Here is a 4,400-nt window from a genome sequence, read left to right as displayed (position 1 = left end):
TGGCCGGGGAACGCGGTCAAACCGCGAGGCTTCCCCGCGTCAGCGACCCATTGGGCAGCGGATCGCTCAAATCGGCTACTTGTTCAGCGTAGCCTTAAGTATGTCGTTGATTGCGGCTCGATGACAATGTACGCGTCCGCACGCGACCGGGAGATTTCAAAAGTCATCAGCCAATGGGGCATTTGGACGAAGGTAGATTTCCTGTTTGTAAGTCATGCCCATGCCGACCACGTCAATGGGCTGCGTAAACTCTTCGACCCGACCTCGGGCCTCCGTGTAGAAACAGTATTCATGCCACTGCTCAGCGTGGAGGAACGTCTATTTGCGTTTGCTCGGACCTCGGTAGAAGACCCCTTGGCAGCAAGCGATGACTTTTACAGGGAGTTCACTGCAGACCCAATAGCGGCATTGACTCAACTCGAGCCCACGCGCATCGTCCTTGTGAGACGGGGGACGCAGGAAGGAAATGCTCCTTTTGCGAACCCCGACACAGATGGAGATAGTCCAACAGGCGCTCAGATTCTGATGGGCGAGCAGCAAGACTGGAAGCCGGTGGGTTCTGGTGTCATAGGTGAGCACCGGCCAGCGGATGGAGAGCGGGTTTCTCCTGCAACTGACCAAACCAAAAATAACGCCAGGCCCATCTACCAAGTCAATGTGCTGGAGATGCCAGATACCGTAGGTCTTCTCGTCACGGATAAAAACAGCATCCAATGGCTGTTTTCTCCGTACATCGACCCATTAGTAAAGACCAAGGAGCGCGAATTCCTCGAAAAGCTTGCAGCGTTGCTATTCCTTTCAGTTGAAGATTTAGCGACGGAGGCAGCAAAGTCCAACTTTCGCCTGGAACTGCTTACCAAGCACGAGTCGGTTCTCCGACAAGCCTATATGGACGTTGAGAAAGACCTCAATCTCACATCGATGTGCTTGTATTCGGGGCCCGCGCGACCTCCCACTTCATCGGATGGAGTGTTTGTTCGCTCGTTTCAAGCAGGGTCATACTTCGAGGGGCCGCATGCAAAGAGGTGCGGATGGCTTGGAACAGGTGATGCGGACTTAAAGACGCAGAGTCGACGCAAGAGTTTCTTCAAACACTTCGGGGCTCTGCTGGAAAACGTTCAGACCTTAACGCTTCCACATCACGGTTCAGAGCACAACTTTCATCGAGAACTTCTTGACAAAATTCGGCCGAAATTCTGTGTGGCGGCAGCTGACAAAGTGGGAAAGTGGCGGCATCCTGGAAGTGGAGTCGTTCAGGCTGTGGCGAGCTTCGGGGCCTTCGTTTCTGTAGTTACATCAGGCACGAAATCACTGGTTGAAGACGAGGTTTATCTGTGGTAACGGGATGCTTGAAGCCTGACAAGTTCGACCCTTCAAGATTCTTGAAATTTGCATCACGTAAAGGGGGGGTTCCTTGATGCTCATTGCAAGCTCACTGCCTACGCGCATCGAGCGAGAGAACATGGTTCCAAATCGGCAGTTCGTAATACAAAACCGCTTTTGCGCTTCAAGGCACGGGCCGCCCGAATGAGCCCGAGTAGTAGTCCATCTTGATGCCGGAAGCGAGAAGCCGCATTCTTTGCAGCACTGGGTCTGCGGCATGCGCCCAGAGCTCAGCTGTTGCAAGCCACTGCCTCGTTGACTCCGGTAAAGGTCCAACGAATGTGCTCAGCTCCCTCTGAAGGCTCTCCACATATTCTTTGAGCTCTGCGTGCTGCTGCTGCGCCTGAATCTCAGCGAGGAGCTTGTTGCGAAAGTCGAGCAGGTCCTTTTCTCTTCGTTCACGCTCTGCACGACGTTCTGCCTCCTCACGCCATTGCCGGTCCCGCTCTTCAAATTCGATTTTTCGCTGCTTGAGCGCCTTGGCCGCGAACACCAGCCCCTCCATGAAATCAACGAGCACGTCTGCCAAGCGCTGCCGCTTGCCATCAGCCCATTTTTTTCTGCCCTCGAAGTACCCACTAAGTTCAAGCGTGAACTTGCCTGTGAAGTGGTAGACCAGAGGCGGCCGCTCCCAGGATGCGTATTGCTTGCCAGGCAAAGGCTCCTGAGAGGTGGTGAATTGCTCGGAAAGGCGGAAGGCGACTGCTTGTCCGTCGTGCACGAACTCCAGAGTTTTCTCGCCCGGCACAAGGGTCAACGCGTAGCCGGGCGCGGCCTTCTCGATGGCGTCTAGCAACTGACATGCTTCTTCAATGGCTCCCCTGGAAACCTGACAATCGAACAGGTCCTTCTTGTGGAGATGGACGAGTTCGTGCGTTGGTTTGCCGCTCACCAGCTGTTGCTTGGTGGCCTTTGCAAACGGCGCGAGCTGGTGCGAGGGTGAAGGCGCTTCAAGGACAATTTTTTGTGGCTCGGCTGAGGCTGGCCTTTTTCGGTTCGGTGGCACCGGAAGGCGATGCCGGGGCGCGTCAATGACCACGGCTGTAACTGTGCTGGGTGGCAGTGCGGGTTTCGTGACCGTCTTGCCATGCTGCAGTTTCACCCAGTGGCCGCGCGGAGGTAGCGGGATGTCATTTGCTCGACAGGCTTTGGACAGTCCGACGTCGGAAATGTCGAACTCCTTGGCAAGTGTGACAACCGGCAGTTCCCAGACCCGCCGGTACAGCTCTTCGCGTGAAATCTTCATGGCATTCGGCTCCACCACAACATTCAACTGCAGGAGCTTTACACAAATCTTTAGGGGCAATGAGGAGCACGCTGCTAATGGCTCGAACTCTGCAGAGAAAGACAGCCCTTGCCTTCATCTCCTCACAGCTGAGCCGCTCGCCCCCCATTCGATTCCCGGGAGTTCGACTCGACTTCTTGTTCGTGCACCAGGACAAACGCAACTTCGACTGAAATATTCTCCGCAGCCAATTGCCATGACCAGCCTTCTGGCATCTTCAAATCTTCGGTCTCTTCAAGGGCCAGCAGAACACCTTGCTCGAGCCTGTCCCGTGCTTTTGTGACTTGGGCAAGATTGAGCACAAGGCCCTTTGCAATGCGGTGCGCCACCACGATGTCGAGCGCAGGTCGCAGGCGCCGCCTGAGAGCTTTGATGTGAATGCTGCCTATGTCCATAGAAACCAAATTTTCCATGGCGAGAAGACGTTTGTGTGAACAAATTGGGAGGGCGAGCCCAGACCGACCGAATCCTTTTGCCCACTTAGAGTGGGCGGCATCCAGTCCATGCTCGCCCGCGGCGAGGTTGAATTTCCGATGGCCCTGTTATCTTGAGCGACCACCAGGGCCCCCTGTTGAAACAGTGCCTCGCGTACGCGGCGCCAAGGCTGGCACGTACAGAAATCCAACATTCAACGAAAACAGGCTTGTGCGTGCGGCTACTCACGCGGCGCCCTTTCTCTGAATCGGCTGTTTGAGTACACAATGACACAACTGGGCGTTACAGGGGCGCCCGCAAACTAGAAGCACAGAAAGACAGCCGAATGGGGGTTTTCGCTTGGTTTAAAGAGTGGGCCACGAAGAGCAACAGGTCTGTCCCAACACCCAGACATCCTGACCTTCACCCCATAGATGTGACGAAATTGGCGCAAGAGCTGCGCCTGAAGGAGGAGGCCAAGCGTCTCGGGGCGGGCGGGATTCCCTCGCCGGATGCGCAAAGCCTCACAGGCCCTGAGTCAGCAGTTGTCCAGAGAATCGAAACCTACCGCCAGGGGTACTTGGATTGGGCCGTAGCTCGAATGAATCTGCTCAGCATGGACCTGGGCAAGCTGAACATCACAGCAGAGGTCAACCGCGCGTTGAGTGCGGCCGAGGAATTTGAGCGCAAAGCCGCGTCCTTGCTGACCGAGCACGACTCCGAGCGCAAGGCTTTGGCCGCCTCGGCACGCAACGCCCAGCGAGAACTTGATGATTTTCGACAGACTCATCAGCTCCAACGAGAAGCGCACTGGCCGGCTGGGGCCTCCGCTTTCCTGTACTACGCCATCCTGGCAGCACTGGTTGTTTTCGAGGGCGGAGTCAATGCGAAGTTTTTCGCCCAGGGGGTTGATTCTGGCTGGCTGGGTGGACTGACTTACGCCATCGTTCTGGCACTCGTCAACGTTGGCATTGCGTTTTCGGCGGGTAAGTGGGTCATCAGATTTCTGAATCATCGTCGCCCCGTTCACAAGGTATTTGGACTTCTTGCCACCTTGGCGGCAATTGCCTTGATTATTTCGGTTGGTCTGGGAATAGCGCACTACCGTGATGCCATGACGACGCAGGTCGCCGACGCCGCGAATTCTGCTTTCGAAGCCTTGAGGCAACGTCCCCTAGAACTGCGCGAAATCGATTCATGGTTACTCTTGTTGGTAAGTGTGGGTTTCGGGGTCTTTGCGATGGTTGATGGCTACAAGACCGACGACCCATACCCAGGCTACGGCCAAATCTCGCGCCGAGTTCAGCAGGTAGTCGGT

At 55.7% G+C, this 4,400-nt stretch carries 4 protein-coding genes; 2 read left to right on the top strand and 2 right to left on the bottom strand.

Annotated elements, in window-relative coordinates; all coding sequences use genetic code 11:
• Positions 1-1,341 (top strand): hypothetical protein (locus ACN4F8_RS19855; RefSeq protein WP_419475156.1); only part of this gene is annotated, 1,341 nt, incomplete at its 5' end.
• 166 nt (positions 1,342-1,507) lie between these two features.
• Here ACN4F8_RS19855 and ACN4F8_RS19850 read toward each other — a convergent pair.
• Both ACN4F8_RS19850 and ACN4F8_RS19845 read right to left on the bottom strand, forming a co-directional pair.
• Complete coding sequence (locus tag ACN4F8_RS19850) at positions 1,508-2,629, bottom strand: hypothetical protein (protein ID WP_419475155.1); 1,122 nt, start codon at positions 2,627-2,629, stop codon at positions 1,508-1,510.
• Between the two features lie 122 nt (positions 2,630-2,751).
• Positions 2,752-3,081, bottom strand: a complete 330-nt coding sequence (locus ACN4F8_RS19845) for a hypothetical protein (protein ID WP_419475154.1) — start codon at positions 3,079-3,081, stop codon at positions 2,752-2,754.
• A gap of 446 nt (positions 3,082-3,527) precedes the next feature.
• On the opposite strand from ACN4F8_RS19845, the gene ACN4F8_RS19840 reads away from it, so the two are divergent.
• On the top strand, positions 3,528-4,400 hold an 873-nt coding region (locus tag ACN4F8_RS19840), incomplete at its 3' end, for a hypothetical protein (RefSeq protein ID WP_419475153.1).

Origin of the sequence: Hydrogenophaga sp. (assembly GCF_048549895.1) — a bacterium.
GTDB lineage: Bacteria > Pseudomonadota > Gammaproteobacteria > Burkholderiales > Burkholderiaceae_C > Hydrogenophaga.
Note: the sequence above shows the minus strand (reverse complement) of the source record. Positions and strands in the feature narration are given on the sequence as shown.

Bases quoted from the DNA above. Each gene is read 5' to 3' on its own strand.
- ACN4F8_RS19845 (WP_419475154.1), bottom strand. From the start codon at position 3,081: ATGGAAAATTTGGTTTCTATGGACATAGGCAGCATTCACATCAAAGCT.
- ACN4F8_RS19850 (WP_419475155.1), bottom strand. From the start codon at position 2,629: ATGAAGATTTCACGCGAAGAGCTGTACCGGCGGGTCTGGGAACTGCCG.